The 17,059-nt window shown below is 57.4% G+C and carries 10 protein-coding genes; 3 read left to right on the forward strand and 7 right to left on the reverse strand.

Annotated features, from left to right (window positions below):
• Positions 1 to 71: 71 nt before the first annotated feature.
• Complete coding sequence (locus HY010_20620; protein ID MBI3478145.1) at positions 72 to 2,279, forward strand: hypothetical protein; 2,208 nt, start codon at positions 72 to 74, stop codon at positions 2,277 to 2,279.
• Between the two features lie 50 nt (positions 2,280 to 2,329).
• On the opposite strand, the gene HY010_20625 is transcribed toward HY010_20620, so the two are convergent.
• Positions 2,330 to 4,414: a hypothetical protein gene (locus tag HY010_20625; protein ID MBI3478146.1), complete on the reverse strand. Its 2,085-nt coding sequence runs from the start codon at positions 4,412 to 4,414 to the stop codon at positions 2,330 to 2,332.
• Positions 4,415 to 4,660: 246 nt separating this feature from the next.
• On the reverse strand, positions 4,661 to 5,623 hold the full coding sequence (locus HY010_20630) for a trypsin-like peptidase domain-containing protein (GenBank protein MBI3478147.1): 963 nt from the start codon (positions 5,621 to 5,623) through the stop codon (positions 4,661 to 4,663).
• Between the two features lie 181 nt (positions 5,624 to 5,804).
• Here HY010_20630 and HY010_20635 point away from each other — a divergent pair, with 181 nt between their 5' ends.
• Positions 5,805 to 7,574, forward strand: a complete 1,770-nt coding sequence (locus HY010_20635; GenBank protein MBI3478148.1) for a hypothetical protein — start codon at positions 5,805 to 5,807, stop codon at positions 7,572 to 7,574.
• A 139-nt stretch (positions 7,575 to 7,713) separates the two neighbouring features.
• On the opposite strand, the gene HY010_20640 is transcribed toward HY010_20635, so the two are convergent.
• The 4 genes from HY010_20640 to HY010_20655 all read right to left on the reverse strand — a co-directional run bounded on the left by HY010_20640 (position 7,714) and on the right by HY010_20655 (position 13,795).
• Positions 7,714 to 8,073 carry a cupin domain-containing protein gene (locus tag HY010_20640; GenBank protein ID MBI3478149.1) on the reverse strand — a complete coding sequence of 120 codons (360 nt, stop codon included), beginning with the start codon at positions 8,071 to 8,073 and terminating at the stop codon, positions 7,714 to 7,716.
• Between the two features lie 386 nt (positions 8,074 to 8,459).
• Positions 8,460 to 10,907 (reverse strand): ATP-dependent Clp protease ATP-binding subunit, encoded by a 2,448-nt coding sequence (locus HY010_20645; protein ID MBI3478150.1) that lies wholly within the window; start codon positions 10,905 to 10,907, stop codon positions 8,460 to 8,462.
• A 195-nt stretch (positions 10,908 to 11,102) separates the two neighbouring features.
• Positions 11,103 to 11,816, reverse strand: coding sequence for an ABC transporter ATP-binding protein (locus HY010_20650; GenBank protein ID MBI3478151.1), 714 nt, complete (start codon positions 11,814 to 11,816; stop codon positions 11,103 to 11,105).
• Positions 11,817 to 12,073: 257 nt separating this feature from the next.
• Positions 12,074 to 13,795, reverse strand: coding sequence for a radical SAM protein (locus HY010_20655; protein ID MBI3478152.1), 1,722 nt, complete (start codon positions 13,793 to 13,795; stop codon positions 12,074 to 12,076).
• Positions 13,796 to 14,125: 330 nt separating this feature from the next.
• On the opposite strand from HY010_20655, the gene HY010_20660 reads away from it, so the two are divergent.
• Positions 14,126 to 15,598 (forward strand): S8 family serine peptidase, encoded by a 1,473-nt coding sequence (locus HY010_20660; protein ID MBI3478153.1) that lies wholly within the window; start codon positions 14,126 to 14,128, stop codon positions 15,596 to 15,598.
• Positions 15,599 to 15,683: 85 nt separating this feature from the next.
• Here HY010_20660 and HY010_20665 read toward each other — a convergent pair whose 3' ends face one another.
• A complete protein-coding gene (locus HY010_20665; GenBank protein ID MBI3478154.1) occupies positions 15,684 to 17,024 on the reverse strand; it encodes an ABC transporter permease in 1,341 nt (446 codons plus the stop codon).
• Positions 17,025 to 17,059 lie beyond the last annotated feature (35 nt).

Here is a 17,059-nt window from a genome sequence, read left to right on the forward strand (position 1 = left end):
AGGTTCGACTCCCTGCCGGCGCTACAATTAATAAGCTGCAACTGACCCTATCGTTGAATCGAGGATTCACATTGGCGCGTAAGACTGTCGCTCTGCTCTTTGCCATTCTTTCCACGCTCGCCTTCGCCGAAGGCACTCGCACATGGGAACAATCCAAGTTTGACGATCTCGTAAAAGGAACTCCCAAGGGAGTGGCGCTCCGCAGCAATGGAGGTCTCGAACTTGCTCCCGCGTTCAAGACGGTGGCCACGCTACCCTCGACATACGTGTGGGCGATTGCGTCCGATGCAGCCGGAAACGTCTACGCCGCCGCCGGATCGCCGGCACGCGTTTATCGCATCACGCCGGATGGCCAGAGCACGAGTATCTTCGAGCCGCAGGAACTCCAGGTACAGTCACTGCTCGTGGACAAGAGCGGCGCTGTCTATGCAGCTACGAATCCCGACGGAAAGGTATATCGCATCACGGCCAAGGGCGCACCCAGCAAGGCAGACACAAAAGGTGATGCCTCATCGTGGAACGCAACGACCTATTTCGACCCAGGAACAAAGTACATCTGGGACATCGCGTTCGACCACGCGGGCAATCTGTACGTGGCGACGGGCGATCGTGGGGAAATTTTCAAAGTCACACCCACCGCTCAGCACACGCTCTTCTTCAAGAGCGATGAAGTACATATTCGCGTGCTCGCGGTCGATCCGAAAGAAAATGTCATTGCCGGATCCGACGGGAGCGGACTGGTCTATCGGATCGCACCCAATGGTGAGGCGTTCGTACTCTACAGTGCGCCCAAGAAAGAGATCACGTCGCTGGCGATAGACAACGCCGGGAATATCTACGCTGCAGGAGCGGGAGAAAAGCGTCCGGGATCGAATACGCCGGGGAATGTGGTTGCGAATATGCTCAATCCGGCGGCGGCGCAGTCGGGCTCCGGAGTCCCCAACATCACCATGAATCCAGGCGCCGCTCCCGGTGCCTCGCCTTTTCCAGCACCCGGGCTCGGTGCGAGCGGCGGCTCGGAAATTTACAAGATTGCGCCTGACGGATCGCCGACGCGTCTGTGGACCTCACGCGAAGATCTGGTTTACGCACTGGGCTTCGATCAGAAAGGGCGATTGCTCGCCGGGACCGGCAATCGAGGACATATCTTCGCTATCAACGGTGTGGATGACTACACCGACCTGGTGAAGGCCGGCGGCACGCAGATTACATCGTTTGCGAACGCGCAAGCCGGTGGACTCTACGCATCGAGCAGCAACCTGGGCAAAGTATTCTTGCTTGGTTCAGGACCGGAAACGGAAGGCACTTACGAGAGCGACGTGTTTGATGCCCACGTATTTTCGCGCTGGGGACGCGCCTCTATGCGATCAGCGGGCAACGCCGATCTATTTGCACGCAGCGGCAACGTGGACAATCCTGACCGCAACTGGAGTCCATGGACCCCGGTGGATGTGGCCAGCGGCGTCGAACTCAAAGTTCCCTCGGCTCGCTTCGTGCAGTGGAAGACGGTGCTGCATGCGAGCAATCCTGCGCCGCACGTGGACTCCGTGCAGATTTACTACCTGCCCAAAAACGTCGCCCCGCAAGTGGACGACGTCAACGTGCAGCCCGCGACTCGTTACCAGGTGATTCCGCATGTGACCGGCACCGACGCGCCCGTACCGGGGCAGCCGCGCTTCGATCCTCCTCCGCCGGCAGTGCGGGATCGCGATTCGATCGGAATCCGGTGGTCATCTCACGACGACAACGACGATCAGCTGGAATATTCGCTGTACTACCGGGGTGATGGCGAAACCCGATGGCTGTTGCTGAAAAATGGCCTGAGCGACCGCTACTATTCTTTCGACGCCAGCCTGTTGCCCGACGGCGGCTACTCCGCGATGGTCGAGGCCTCTGACTCGCCGTCCCATTCCCCTGGCGAAGCGCTCAGTGCCCAGCGCGAGAGCTCCCGCTTCGAAGTGGACTCTACTCCTCCCTCCATCACCGGACTCGCCGCAGCGGTTGACGGCAATCAGTTGCGGGTTCACTTTCGCGCGACTGATTCGTTCTCACCGATCAAACGCGCGGAATATTCCCTCGACGCCGGTGATTGGCAGTTCGTAGAACCGGTTGGACAGTTGTCTGATTCGAAGATAGAAGAATATGACTTTCGCGTGGCGATCGTCGCATCGACAACAACAGGATCGACGCCGGTCTCGACCGATCACGTCGTTGTCGTTCGAGCCTACGACCGGTTCGACAATCTCGCGACGGCCAAAGTTGTAGTGCGCGGCAAGTAAAAAACGCGACCTGTGAGGGCCGCGCTTCCCTGCTGTTCAGCAACTGGAACCTACCTCTCGGCGAAGATGATCGCCGGATCGGCATTTGCCGAATCCACGTTGATCATGACGAAATGTTGAATCAGGAAATTCGACTGTTTCGGATTGTCGAGCGGATACATAATAAACTTGCTCGCGGCGGGCGCAGTGAGAGTGATGCTGCCGGTAGTTGTGTTGAAATCAAATTTGCAGTTGCCAGCGAGATTCTCCGGGCTCGGAACGCCGGTAACGTCCTGCGTACCCGCCACCGTAAAGTCCGGCAGGGCTAATGAGAAAAGCAGATTCATGGCCACCGGATTCACACCAGCAGTCCCTGAACTTCCCGTTGCCGCCTGGAAGGGTCCAGTGAATTCTCCAGCTGCAAATCCTGAACCCGGTTGTTGATCCATCGTCCCAGAGTAGACGGCTGAAGGCAGGGCAGGATCAATATCGAGCAGGAAGCCGCGGTTAGCCGCTGTCAGGTAGAGAACGAAATGCACCGCCGGGTTCAACCAGTCCACGGTATAGCGACCACTCCCAAGTGTCGCGTAGGTAGAACTAAAGGTCTTTGCGGCAACTATGGTGCCCGCATTGTTGGCATCGTAGCTGGCAGAGATATTTCCGGCGCCATCGCCTTTTGCGGCAGTCAGCGAAACCAGGGCATTTGATCCGGCGTTATCGACGCCGGTGAGGTTCGATACCGAGAAGCTATCTAGCGCGGTCTTGTCGTAGGTTTCGGTTGGATCCTGAAAGACAACGCTGCCCACGACCGCCGGTTTGTTGGCCAGCGGATCCGTTGAGATCATGTACAGGGTAAACGGATTCGTCGCGTTCTGCGTATTTCCGCCAACGACATAAATTGCGAACTGGTAGGTGGCCGCTCCGTGGTCATTGTCTACCAAAGTCAGCGTGCCACTGCCATCGGCGGCGATGTTGTAGGTTCCTGTGACATCGGCGCTGGTCGTCACCGCGCCGCCATCATTGATATCCATCCTCCCCGCAGACAGGCTGCCCAAATGGTCCGACACAAACATGCCGGCCGAACCGGCGCGTTTGCCGCTGATGATATCGGAACCCGTCAGGCCAAATGCGAAGCCTCCCTTCAAAGCGCTCGTCTTGAAATCTGCTGACGAGGCCTGGGAGAACTGACCTGAACCGCGACCTACACCGTCACCGAACTCAATCATCCGCCCGTCGCCATCGGCGTCCAGGACGAACTTATAACTGCGTGTGTTCACTGCGCATGCTCCGGCACTCGTCTTCAGTGTGATCGTGCCATGACTGTTGATGTCCTGCGAATAAGAACTCGAGGACAGAATGCTGCAGTGATTGTGCCCTGCGGCCGTCAGTTCGTCCTGCACCCCACCCTGAATCGCTCCATTGGAATTCACCACGAAATTCCCGGCGATGGCGACCGGCTTGTTGGTACTGTCATATCCAGAAAAGCGGAACGCATAGGTTCCGTTCAGACGGGAATTCACGACCGTGATGTTCGTCGCGCCGATCCAATTGGGCGAATCGATCGTCGAGGTCGCTTGCACGGAAAATGGGCCACCCGAGGGAAGGACGTTGGGCGCTGTGTATAGGCCAGAGGCGCTCAAGGTTCCGCAATCGTTAGCGAGGCAGTCTGTGGAAGCAATCGCCCAATTTACCGTCTGAGGCGCCTGATCGGGCGTCACGGCGGCCGTGAGCTGCTGCTGGAGGCCTGCGCCCACCGTGGCGGGCCCCGGGATCACAGTGACCGTGATGGGAGAGACTCTCAACTGGAACTTATCCGATGCATTGGGGTTGACTACGGATGTGGCCGTAACATCAACAGTGGCGGGAGTCGGTGGACTCGAGGGAGCCGAATAGAGCCCGCTGGAGCTGATCGAACCGCAGGCCGGACTGCAGGCACCACCATTCTGCGTGACCGTCCAAGTGACTCCCTTGTTATCGGTATTCTTTACGTCTGCCGACAGCTGTAACGTGAGAGTAACTCCTACGATATTTTGTCCTAACGGGGCCGTTACCTTTACGATGATGTTCCCACCCGTGTGGCCACCGCCACCGGTTGCGCATCCAGACCATAGGGCCACGCTCAGCAACGTCACGGCGAACAACGCAGTCTTCATCATGATGAAATCTCTTTGACCCAAGTCGGGAAGGATTACTGTATACCGTCCCATGGACCACAAGCAGGAACGGTGGCCGGCTCTCGGATTCTTACTCCTCTTTGGTGCAGCCCAAAGGCCAATTCGCTATTCAAATCAGCGAGATACAAATGTACCTGAATCCAGAGCACTTGGCAGCAACGGGATAGACCGGTAAGGGCGGGGAGTATAGCTCGGTGCGCAACCTTTTGCACCTGGAGGCAAGAGTTTCTACCGTGAAGTTGCGGATTCGATGATTGCTGGACGCTTGGCTTTTTCGACGAGCGGGATCAGATCGTAGGCAGCAATACCGAGTGTTCCGCCCGAAAATCCATCGAGATAGGCGGAGTTGATACCGACTACTTCGCCGCGTGTGTTCAAGACTGGACCGCCACTGCCACCGCGCGCAGTGGGCGCGTCATAAATCAACTTGTCTCCGGATACGTCGCCGATGTGCCCAAACGTCGCGGATGGGCGGATGAGCGAGAGTGCGGCGAGTTCTCCTGCAGTGCCAGCATCGTCCTGACGGGACGACAAGCGCTCGTAGACCGCCGCTGGCGACTTGGCCACCATGCCCGTCACTCCCATGGGATATGCGAGCACGCTGATTGGCTCACCTACGCGAGGTGGCCCAGAGGCGAGCGGAAGAGCTTTGAGTTTTTCGGTAAATGCTGTGGGCTCGATCTGCAAAACCGCGAGATCCCCGTGTTGTGCCAGCACCACCGGATGCAAGACGACCGGGATGGGCGATCCGGGAAAATATGCTTCGAGTTTTTCCAGGATGGGCGTCGCACCGTGGCGAATGGCGGCTGCGGCTTCGCGATCTCCATACCAGGGCTCGGCGACGTGACGGTTTGTCGCGATCAGGCCAGGGCCTACGATGAATCCTGTGCCCGCAACCCGGGCATGTATGGGCGCCGATCCGGGATCGCCTGAAACTCGATAGATCCCGTAAATGTATCCAACCGACTCTCGCGCGTCGTCCACGGCAGCCGGGGAGAATGCTCCCTGCCGCTCCATCTCGGCAACCTGCTGCGACAGTTGATGGACTTGCTGCTCGAGACTCGCCGTCTCGGGCGGGGCGTAATAGTGGGCCAGCACGCCGGCGCCAATCAACGCCAGCACTCCCAGCAGACCCTGCACGAAACGCTGCCAAGTCTCGACGACTTGAGAATCCTTGTCTGAATCAAACATGAAATGGCGACCGCTCGGCCCGAACGCAGGAGGGAGGATTCCGGGCAGGCTCTATGCTGCCGGATTCCGGGACATGATAATAGGGTACCGAAGTGCGTGGTACGGCCGTGTCGGATGAGGCCGGTGAATCTGCTAGAAAAACGATTTTCTCAACGCTTCCAGGGGAATACAATACCCGCGAATGCGCACTCTTACTGCTGGCCTCGCCTGTTCCTTCCTTTTGCTACTCTCCGCCTGCGGAGGCGGAGGATCTAGCACGCAGCCCGTTAACAGCGTGTCGCTGACACTTGCCTCTTCCTCCACACTGGTATTTACGGGTCAATCCGGCACGACGATCAATGCCACAGTGAGTCGTCAAGGAACGGTCGGGAGCGTCACACTGCAAGTGCAGGGCTTGCCGACCGGAGCATCGGCGGACATCACTTCTCCGAATTCGTCGAACGCGGGCAGCATCACGTTTACCGCTCCGACGGCAGCCGCTACAACCTATCCGCTGACGGTGACCGCGAGTGATGGATCCGTCAGCGATTCGGCCACGTTCTCTCTCGTGGTGGGGGCCGTCGCACAGATTGGAGCGAGCAGCAACGGCGCTTTCCAATTGGCGATGGCCACATCGTTTCAACCCGCCGAGTGGGACTACCAGTTCTTCACGCTCAACCCCACTGCGACCACAACCCTGCAAGACCTGCAATCGCAACACACGCGTTTACAGGGAATTTCCGGTGGAGTGCCCCAAAAGACTCTGGCCGCTTGGGATTTCACGATGCTCGACGCCATCACGCAGCCCGTGTTGGGCGTGGGCGACCATAGTCCTGAATTTCAGATCGCCAAAGGGCCGCCCTTGCTGTACACGGGCAACGACAGCAACAACAGTTTTCGCGATCTCACATTTCAAGAGCTGGCGAACTACTCACAAAATCTGGTTCGCTACTACAACACGGGAGGGTTCACCTCGGGGGATGGAGCCTTTCATGTCTCACCTGCCTATCCCACCGAGGTGATCACGTGGTGGGGAATTTACAACGAGCCCAACATCAACAACAACCTCACGCCGCAGCAGTATGTAACGCTCTACAACGCGACCGTGCCGAAGATGCAGGCGGTCGATCCATCGCTGAAGTACGTTGCGTTGGAATTGGCGGACTTCGGAACCGAGCCGCAAAACTGGGTTCCACCTTTCGTCAACGGAGTGACGGCTCACGTTGACGTGATGGCGACGCATTTCTATTCCACCTGCAATCAGAAAGACAACGATGCGACAGTATTCGCGACCGTCCCGGGATTCGTTTCCGACGTGCAGTTCTTCTATGCGCAGATGGCGACCAATCCTGCGCTCGCCAATGTTCCGTTGTGGGTGACGGAAAACAACGTGAATGCGGACTTCGACAAAGGCGGCGGTATCAGCGCCTGTAACGGAGGCGCATTTGTCACCGACCTGCGAGGATCGAGCGCATTCTTTGCGGCGTGGCGACCCTATGTCTTCTCGCAATTTGGGAAAGCGGGAGTCGAGGCGCTCTACCACTGGGATTTCGACGCTGACAAACAGTTCGGAGAAGTTGACTACAACACGGGAGCCTTGCAGCTCAGCTATTGGGTCGACTATTGGCTGGCTCGGATGTTCCCGTCACCTCCGGGAGCCACGTTGCTCGACTACACCGCGACGGACACGACTGACCTGGAAATTCTGCCAGTTCGGAATGCTGACAACAGCGTGACCGTGATGGTGGCGAACTATGCTCTCCATGCAACGGGCGACAACAACGGCACGGGTTCGCCGCGCACGGTTCAAATCGATACTTCGGCCTTCGGTGCTTTTGCGTCAGCGAGTCTGCTGACCATCGACGCGAGTACAAACGTAGCAACCGGCCCGGCCGCAACATCGGTCACGCCGGCCGCGCAAATCAATATCACACTCAATGGCTACGGCGTTGCTTTCCTGACTTTGAAGTAACACGCAAGATTCGAAGACCGTCGTTGGACGGTAGTATTCCGCGTTGAGATCGCGCGACGTCGTGCGCTCTTCCCTCTCGTTACGTAGAGACGGGGCTTGCCCCGTCTCCTCCTCAAGGTCCCTATGGTTTGATCCGCGCTTAGACTCGCTCCAGTTCGCGGTGTGTCCGCTCGCTGGCCACATTCCCGGTGTTAAGAGTGCCTGCAGGCTCGAAGAGCAGGAACCAGCATTCTTCCTCGGCCACCGGTTTGTGCTCGACGCCGCGCGGCACCACGATAAACTCACCTTCCTCGATCCACTCATGATGATCGAGAAATTCCATGCGGAAGCGGCCCTTCACCACCAGAAACATTTCGTCTTCGTTATCGTGATGATGAAAAATGAACTCGCCCTTGATCTTGTCGAACTTCACGGCCTGGCCGTTGAGTTCGGCACCGATGTAGGGCTTCCAGTATTCCGTTATCTTCGAGAATTTTTCGGCAATGTTGACCTTGGACATGAAGACCTCAGGGAGAAATTTACCGTATCTGAGAGTTTGATTTACTTCGAAGGGAGAGGGTCGCAAGAAATCCGGCGGCTGATAGCCGGCCAACCCTCTTAGATCTGTCATCCCGAGCGCAGCGAGGGATCTGCAGTTGGCCGCCGCCGGGAGAAACTGCAGATCCCTCGTCGCCTTCGGTTCCTCGGGATGACAGTTTCATGGGTTCTGTTGGTTACATGCGCAAGGTCATCCGTTCGTGTCCGCATGGACTCTTCGAATGATCTTTGTCTTCAGTTCCTTCCCGTCGCAAAACAAAAGCCGCCAGCATTTTCGCTGGCGGCTAACCCCTGCCGAGCTTTGCTCGGCTGGACAGGTCGAAGACCTGTCCCCACACCACTACAACACTAGCTCTCGTACAGCAGCACACCTTCCGCTTTTTCTGCGTCCACGGGACGGTAGTACAGTTTGTTGTCCTCGAGGAACACTTCGATGAACGCCGGCCGGGTTGTGATCGTACCCTGGATCAGCGCTTCCGAAAGCGGGTCTTCGATGTACTTCTGCAACGCGCGACGCAGCGGACGAGCTCCGTAATTGCGGTCGGTGAGCGTCTGGTTGAGAATCCATTTCTTGGCTTCGTCGGCCACCGTCACGGTGATCGAGCGCTGCGCAAGGTTCTGGTTGAGCTGGTTGACCATCAGTTCCAGAATCTGGATCAGGTCGTTTTCGCCGAGCGCCATGAACAGGATGATTTCATCCACGCGGTTCAGGAACTCGGGGTTGAAGGTGCGCTTGACCTCGTTCTTCACCAGGTCTTCGACCTTTTCGGAGACCATGCCTTCGCTCGAAGACTGGAAGCCCAGGCCTTCGCGTTTCATCAGGAAACGCGCGCCGATGTTCGACGTCATGATCAGGATGACGTTCTTGAAATCGACCGTGTTGCCGAGGCCGTCGGTTAACTGGCCGTCTTCAAACACCTGCAACAGGATGTTAAACACATCCGGATGCGCCTTTTCGATTTCGTCGAGCAACACGACGGAGTACGGAGCACGCTTTACACGTTCTGTGAGCTGTCCGCCTTCTTCGTAGCCGACATATCCCGGAGGCGATCCGATCAGCTTCGAGACCGAATGCTTCTCCATGAATTCCGACATGTCGAAGCGGACGAGAGCCTTGTCGCTGCCGAACATGAACTGCGCCAGCGTGCGGGCAACTTCCGTCTTACCGACGCCGGTCGGTCCTAGAAACAGGAACGATCCGATCGGGCGATTCGGGCTCTTCAAGCCTGCGCGGCTGCGGCGAATGGCGCGGGCCAAAGCGCTGATCGCTTTGTCCTGCGAGATGATCCGCTTGTGCAGTTCTTCTTCGATGCGCAGTAGTTTTTGCGTTTCTTCTTCTTTAATCGAGGTGATCGGAACGCCGGTCCAGCGCGATACCACGTCCTCGATGTCCTCCCGACCGACTACGCCAGTGGAGGATTCATCGAGGTGGTATTTTTCGCGAAGGGCGCGCAGGTTTTCGCGCTCCTTGCGTTCTTCGTCCGAGTAGAAGCGGGCCTTCTCGAACTCGTGGTTCGCGATGGCATTCTCCATACGATGGACGATGAACTTGATACGTTTCTGGACTTCCGTCAACTCTTCGGGCAACGAAGTCTGGCGCAGTTTCACGCGCGCTCCCGCTTCGTCGATCAAATCAATCGCCTTGTCCGGCAGGAAACGGTCCGGAATATAACGGCTGGAGTGCGATACGGAGAAATTGATCGCGTCGTCGGTATAGGTGACGGCGTGAAACTTCTCGTAGCGCTCTTTGATGCCGTTCAAAATTTTGACCGCATCGGATTCGTTCGGCGGCGGAACCTTCACTGCCTGGAAACGACGCTCGAGTGAACGATCTTTCTCGATCGACTTGCGATACTCGCCCGGAGTCGTGGCGCCGATGCATTGAATTTCGCCGCGCGACAGAGCCGGCTTCAGAATGTTGGCGGCATCGAGCGAACCTTCCGCCGATCCGGCGCCAACCAATGTGTGCAACTCATCGATAAAGATGATGGAATTCTGCGACTCCATCAGTTCCTTCATGATGGTTTTGAGGCGCTCTTCAAATTGTCCGCGATACTTGGTCCCGGCAACAATTAGCGACAGGTCTAGAGCAAGGATGCGCTTGTCGGCGAGGAACGAAGGAACTTCGCCGTCCGCGATCCGCTGCGCCAAGCCTTCGACGATGGCCGTCTTGCCAACGCCCGGTTCGCCAATCAAGACCGGATTGTTCTTGGTGCGGCGGCACAAAATCTGGATCACGCGCTCAACTTCGCCATCGCGACCGACCAGCGGATCGAGTTGTGTATCCATCGCGGCCTGGGTCAGGTCGCGCGAGAACTCGCTCAATAAAGAAGACTCGCGCTGCCCACGTTGCGGCTGCGCTTTTTCCTGGCTGGTACGGGCCAGTTCCTCGCGGATCGTCGACAGACGAAGTCCACGCTCATGCAGTATCTCTGCGGCAAAGCATTTTTCTTCGCGCAGCAGCCCGAGCAACAGGTGCTCGGTTCCAATGTGTTTATGCGACAGCCGTTCCGCTTCTTCCGCGGCATAGGCGAGCACGCGCTTGCACTCATTACTTAAAGGAAGGTCGACTGAGGTCGAAACCTTCTCGCGAATCGTGGTGTGACCCTCAATCTGCTTGCGGATCGATTCCACGGACGCGTGTGAGCGCAGGAAGCGGTTGGTCAGGGCCTTATCTTCCCTCAGCAGTCCGAGCAGCAGGTGTTCGGTCTCGATGTAGGGAGATCCGAACTGGCTGGCCTCGTACCGCGCAAAAAAGATGACGCGCCTGGCTTTCTCCGTGTAGCGTTCAAACATATACTTCATTCCCCCTGAGCTCTTGCGAAGAACCGAGCCTGCTCGCTCGCTCTCCTACCACCCTAACCTCATTATGCAATCCATTGGTCCACTACCCAAACCTTACCACTCTTAAAGTAACATCTGACGGCGGTCTCGCCGGGTACTTTGGTTTGGACCACTCGTCGAGTCCGTCTTCCCAAGTTCTGCATTGCCTCACGCCGGAAGCGACTCCGGCGCTACTTCCTCTATTTTGCCTCGATCCAGCCGTAGCACTCTATGGCACCGTCGTGCAAAATCCAGGTTGTGCGTCGCGATCAATGAAGTCAGCTGATGCTCGCGATGCAAACGCGCAATCAATTCAAAAACCACTTCCGCAGTGCGTCCATCGAGATCGCCAGTCGGTTCATCGGCGAGCAGGAGTTGCGGCTTGGTGATGAGCGCGCGAGCCAGAGCTAGTCGCTGCTGCTCGCCTCCGGAAAGTTCGCCCGAACGATGATGGCCGCGGGCTTCCAGTCCGACCTGGCGCAACCAGTTGGATGCTTCGAGCGAAGCGGCCGGCAGAGTCTGCCCCCGCGTGAGCAGTGGCATGGCCACATTTTCAAGCGCGGTAAATTCGGGCAGCAGGTAGTGAAACTGCCATACAAAGCCGATTTCACGGTTACGAAATTCAGCAGCGCCGTCTTCGGAGAGCGAATTCACCTGAGAGTGCGCGCAGTATACGGCACCCGCAGAGGGACGTTCAAGCGCTCCGACGATGTGCAACAAGGTACTCTTACCGGTACCCGATTGCCCCACGATCGCCAGCATCTCTCCTTTGTTTACCTGGAAAGACAGATTCTCAAAGAGCACCAGATCCGCTTCGCCTGAGCGAAAGACCTTTTTCAAACCTTCCACCCGCACCAGCGGGCTTTGCTCTATTGGATGCAAATCACCCCTCCTACGGATCAAAGGGCCTCAGGACCATCGCTGCACTGTCGATTACAACACGGTAGAAGCGAGTCCTGATTCCATTAGAGCACGAAGAAGATGGCGTTGCTCCAATCGCGATTTTGACCTCGAAAAGGCGATCTGCGAAAAACTGTATACCCGAAATAACCGCCTGTAATGTGACCGTGGTCACACGCGTAGGGAAGCAGCTCGGAACCGTCTGAGGCGGGCTAAAACGAGCGGCAACAGTCTACCGATTATTCCTGCGGTCGCACCTGCAGATTGTTGAAAGCCGCCTGTGCTGAGGGCAGAACTGTCGTCGCCGCGGGTGTCCAATTCCTGCGTTCCACGAAGGTTGGGGGTTCGTAGGTCTTGCCGGCAGCCAGCCGACGGTCTTCTCGGCGGGTCGTCCAGAGCAGTGCTGGACCTCCCACCCATGCGGAGACCCGAGACACCATGCCGAACTCCTTCGCCAGTTCACGCCGCAATGCGCGAATCTGTTCGCTCGCCTCGCGGTTCACTTTGCGGAAGTAGTGTTCCGCAGTCCAGAGCGCGGCGCTGTAAACGGTGCGGAGTTTTGCATTGTCGCGCGCAAAGCGTTCCCGCACGCGCGCGTCAGGATAATCCCGATACCGTTGCCACCCCTGCAGCATGGTCTGACACATGCGAGCCAGGCTGGGACCGTTGCGTTCGAAGTCGCGCTGGAACGCCCAGTCGAGATAACGCTTGGAATCGTCGCGCGAAATTGCGGCGTGCCGAAAATTGAATTTATGCTGTCCGTGAATGTCGGCGAAATCGATTCCTTCCAGCATCCTCCCCTGCTCCGACATTTCCTTGTACAGCGGCGTTCCCGGCACCGGAGTGTAGAGCATGAACTGATGGAAGTCGGTTTGATGCGCCACCGCGTATTCGATTTCTTCGAGGATGTTCTCTGGCGTGTGATGTTCGAGGCCAACGATGGTCGAGCCCTGGACGCGAATCCCATGTTGCCGCAATTCCCGCGTCAGTTGATGAGAGTCCGTGCCATCGAGTTTTACATATTTCGATCGAGGTGACTCGAGGCCCATCCATATCCACGAGACACCGAGTTCCACCAGTTCTTCCATCTTGTATTTGCGGATCGCGTTCGCCGAAGCGAAGACCGCCATACCCCAGACTTTGTTCCCTTCTTTCATTCGCTGCAGCAATTGCAGCGCACGCTCGCGATGGAGCAGAAAATTCTCATCCATCACAAAAAATGTCTGGACCCCGAGCGAGGCCTCTGCCTGGCACATGACTTCGTAGAGCTGGTCGCCAGTCTCGTAAAAGTTGATGAAGTTTCCCTTGCCGCCAAAAAAAGCCGAAGTCGTACAGAAGTTACAGCCCATCGGACAGCCCACCGACGGAATGATCGTGGCAGCGGTGCCTCCTTTACTCTCAGGAAGCTTGATGCCCAGGATGCGCGTGTCCATGCCGGAAACAATTTCAGGATGCCGAACCGGTGCGTGGTCATCTTCGCCGAGGTAGCGACGCATCCAGGAGATACCTTCGCCGCGCACGATGTGGTCAGCATCGATCATGCCTTCGAGCCCGGGGACCGCAGCCACGTGGCCGCCGATCACAATCTGGGAATGGGGTGACAACTCCCGCACCATGCGGCACATCTCGCGAACCTTTCCGAGATTCACGATGATCGAGGAAATTCCAACAACGTCATAGTTGTTGTCTAGAAGTTCGCGGGCAAAATCTTCTCGCTCCGGAAAATCGAGGACGGTACAGGGCGCCGAAATATTCTGCTGGATCATCATGATCCCCCACGACCGGTGAAACATACGCAGCGAGAACCCGCCCTGCGCACGCGTGACCTGGTTGTGGTAAAGCTCCATTGGATTAATCGCGCGGCTCCCAAATTCGTCGTCCTGCGCGTAGGGGCCGAATACAGAGGTCAGAAGTACGCGCGCACGGGTGCCTTTGGGATGGGCTGGTGTTGAGTTGATCATGTCTTCAAGGCTAGTAAACGGGTGGGGTCGAGGTCTGTGATGAGAGTCGAAGAATCCCAAAGAATACAAAAGTGTTACAAGGCCGATCTGAATTGAAAACACTCCTTCGCGTGCTGGGCGGCGTTTTGCCGCAAACCTCGCTATTAAGTGCTTTGAATCCTGTGTCATTGGCAAGACTAAAGATCAGCAAAAGTGACGCTCCAGCCGCAAAACTCTTCACAGTTGACACGCGTCTCGTTTCAACGCTACAGTCCCTTTCAAGTTCGCCAGTACCAGTTGTCGCTCGGTGAATCCCAACCCCCGTGCAGTTCACAACTTAAGAGGACCTTCATGACCCTTCGCAGGCGTATTCCCGCAGTCATTCTTGTCGTGCTGGCAATTGCCGGTGTGACCGCAGTCTTCGTGACCACGTTGTCAACGACCTCCAGCGCCGCGTCCAATCCTAAGATTGCGGCTCGCCTGCTGAAAGAAACGGCGCACGGAAACGGAACCGAAGCACTCGTTGTTCTGTCCGAACAAGCGAACCTGAAAGCGGCCGCTACCTTGCCGACCAAGGAAGCAAAAGGGCGTTTCGTTGTGAACACGCTGCGCGAAGTTGCCAGCCGCACACAGGCGCCGATCATCGCGATGCTCGAAAAGCGTGGCATTCCGTATCAGTCATTTTGGGCCGTCAACATGATCCAGGTGAGCGGCAATCGTGCGCTGCTGGATGAACTCGCCAGCCGCACCGACGTGAAACAGATCGATGCGAATCCTCATGTACGAACCAGTCTTCCGGTTCCAACCACGTTCGACGCTCCCGATCAGGCCAGCGGAATTGAGTGGAACGTGACCAAGGTGAAAGCGCCGAAGGTTTGGGCGCTGGGCTTCAAGGGCGAAGGAAGAGTCGTTGCCGGAGCAGATACGGGCGTGCAATGGGATCATCCCTCACTCAAGGGCCACTACCGCGGGTGGAACGGGACGAAGGTCAATCACGACTTCAACTGGCATGACGCAACCTCGCAGCATCTGGCGACGCCCACCGATCCATTTGGACACGGCACCTTTACGGTTAGCCAGATGGTCGGCGACGACGGCGCGGGCAACCAGATCGGCGTCGCTCCCGGCGCGAAGTGGATCGCCTGCCGCAATATGGACGCGAGCGGCACTGGATCGCCGACAACATACACGGAGTGCTTCCAGTTCCTGATGGCGCCTTACCCGGTTGGTGGAAACCCTAATCAGGGTGATCCGACCAAGGCACCCGATTCGATCAACAATTCCTGGACCTGTCCGGCGAGTGAAGGCTGCTCCGCTAACACGCTTCTCCAGATCGTGGACAACGTGCGCGCCGCCGGAATCTTCCCCGCGATGGCAGCGGGCAATTCTGGATCATCCTGCTCCAGCATCACCGATCCGCCAGCGATCTATGACAGCTCGGTGAGTGTGGGTGCAACCGACTCTACGAACCACATTGCCAGTTTCAGCAGCCGCGGCCCGATCACGGCCGATGGCAGCAATCGCCGCAAGCCCGATATTTCGGCTCCCGGCGTTAACATTCGCGGCGCAGTACCCACCAATGCATATCAATCCGGTTGGTCGGGAACGTCCATGGCCACTCCGCACATCGCGGGCGCGATCGCGCTGCTCTGGCAGGCAAAGCCAGCCTTGAAAGGCAACGTGGATGCCACCGAGACTCTTCTAGAAAAGAAGGCAATGCACCTGAAGACCACGGAAACCTGCGGCGGAACACAAGGCAAGGTTCCGAACAACGTCTTCGGATACGGGCTGTTGAATATCTATAAGGCGGTGATTGCACCGTAGCAGCTTCGACCTGTGAGAAGAAAGTTTACGTAGAGACGCGGCTTGCCGCGTCTCTTTTTTTGTGGGGTGCGATTGCGATCAGGAACTATTCGTAGCGCAAGGCTTCAGCCGGCAGAATCCGAGCCGCCGACCATGACGGATAGATCGTCGCAACCAACGAGATTCCGATCGACACCAGCGCAACGATTACACCGTCCATAATCCGGGGCACGAAGGGAACGTAGTCGATGGAATAGACTTCCGGCGAGAGTGAAATGAAATGGTAGTGACCGCCCGCCCAAGAGATCGCGTATCCCAGCACCAGGCCAGCGGCGGTTCCAATCACGCCGATCAAAACTCCCTGCGCGATAAACACCCGCCGAATCTGAGACTTCTTCGTCCCCAGCGCGATCAGCACGGCGATATCTTTTGTTTTTTCCATCACCATCATGGTCAGCGAGATGAGGATATTCAGCGCCGCCACGAACACAATCAGCCCGATCGTGATGAACGTCACGACCCGCTCCAGGCGTAGCGCGCGAAACAGAGCCTTGTTCTGCTCCATCCAACTGGTCGCCATGAAGCCGTGTCCAGCCGCCTCTTCGAGCTGACGGGCAACATCGTTGGCGGCATAGATATCGTCAAGCTTGAATTCGATCACCGAAATCAAATCGCCGAGTCCGAACAGCTGTTGCGCATCCGAAAGACGTGTGAACGCCCACGAAGAGTCGTAGTCGAAGAATCCCGAGTTAAATATCCCAACAACTTTGAATCTCAAATACTTCGGCACCATGCCGAACGGAGTCAGTTCTCCCTGCGGACTCGTGACCAGCACGACCGATCCCACGCTGGCGCCGATCTGTTCGGCCATTTCCTTGCCGAGAATAATCGGCGGCATCGCGGCAACACGCTCGTGCACGCCGGCCAGGTCATCGGGCGATGTGCCGCCTGCTGACTGATCTGCGTGGGGACGGGTCTCTGACCCTTCCATGCCGGGTCGAAGACCCGGCAGCGCTGGATCGGCCTCCAGCGGCACCGCCGATCCCAGCGTCACCGTCTTCAGCAGATCGCTGACTTTGCTTTCATACGACGGCAGCAGCCCCTTCACAACCGCTCCCCGCGCCCGCGGCCCGCGCGAGATCAGCACTTGCTCATAAATCGCCGGAGCCACTGCCACCACGTGCGGTTGCTTCGACAACTTTTCGAGCAACGGACGCCAGTCCTGAATCCCGTCGCTCTGCACCCGCAACAGGCTGACATGCGCCGTCGACCCAAGTAATCGTTGTTGTAGGTCCTGCCGGAAGCCATTATTGATGGCCAAAGCAACAATCAGCGAGGCCACTCCAGCCGCAACACCTGCGATAGAAATTCCTGTGATCACGCCGATGAACGCCTGGCGGCGTTTCGCCCGGAGATAACGCGTCGCGATAAAGAGTTCAAAGCGCATGAGGACGGGGAGCTCTCAGCCATCAACATTCAGCC

This window comes from Acidobacteriota bacterium, from assembly GCA_016196065.1.
GTDB lineage: Bacteria > Acidobacteriota > Terriglobia > Terriglobales > Acidobacteriaceae > Acidiflorens.

Coding starts and splice junctions, on each gene's coding strand:
- HY010_20625 (MBI3478146.1), bottom strand. CDS start 4,414: ATGATGAAGACTGCGTTGTTCGCCGTGACGTTGCTGAGCGTGGCCCTA.
- HY010_20630 (MBI3478147.1), bottom strand. CDS start 5,623: ATGTTTGATTCAGACAAGGATTCTCAAGTCGTCGAGACTTGGCAGCGT.
- HY010_20635 (MBI3478148.1), top strand. CDS start 5,805: ATGCGCACTCTTACTGCTGGCCTCGCCTGTTCCTTCCTTTTGCTACTC.
- HY010_20640 (MBI3478149.1), bottom strand. CDS start 8,073: ATGTCCAAGGTCAACATTGCCGAAAAATTCTCGAAGATAACGGAATAC.
- HY010_20645 (MBI3478150.1), bottom strand. CDS start 10,907: ATGTTTGAACGCTACACGGAGAAAGCCAGGCGCGTCATCTTTTTTGCG.
- HY010_20655 (MBI3478152.1), bottom strand. CDS start 13,795: ATGATCAACTCAACACCAGCCCATCCCAAAGGCACCCGTGCGCGCGTA.
- HY010_20660 (MBI3478153.1), top strand. CDS start 14,126: ATGACCCTTCGCAGGCGTATTCCCGCAGTCATTCTTGTCGTGCTGGCA.
- HY010_20665 (MBI3478154.1), bottom strand. CDS start 17,024: ATGCGCTTTGAACTCTTTATCGCGACGCGTTATCTCCGGGCGAAACGC.